Here is a 335-nt window from a genome sequence, read left to right on the forward strand (position 1 = left end):
TGGCTACTACAAAAAAGAAACCTATACATGTAAATGTTGATGAAAATTTAAAAGAAGAAGCAGAACAATTATTTGATGATTTAGGGTTAAATATGACAAGTGCAATTACTATTTTCTTAAAACAGTCTATTAATGAGCAAGCAATTCCTTTTATGATTAATAAGGGAAACAAAGAGACTCTACAAGCATTAAAAGACATTAAAGAAGGAAACGTTCATGGTGGATTTTCTTCCGTGGAGGATTTAATGGAGGATTTAAATGCTTGAAATATTTTACACGAACCAATTCAAAAAAGACTTTAAGAAAGCAAAGAAACAAGGAAAGAATTTAGAGAA

Annotated in this window: 1 protein-coding gene; it reads left to right on the plus strand. The window is 29.3% G+C overall.

Going from position 1 to position 335, the window contains the following annotated elements:
* Positions 1 to 266 (plus strand): type II toxin-antitoxin system RelB/DinJ family antitoxin (locus KQI94_RS16390; RefSeq protein WP_198518110.1); only part of this gene is annotated, 266 nt, incomplete at its 5' end.
* Positions 267 to 335 lie beyond the last annotated feature (69 nt).

The sequence above is a fragment of the Enterococcus sp. S183_ASV_20 genome (genome assembly GCF_018919685.1).
GTDB classification, from domain to species: domain Bacteria; phylum Bacillota; class Bacilli; order Lactobacillales; family Enterococcaceae; genus Enterococcus; species Enterococcus faecalis.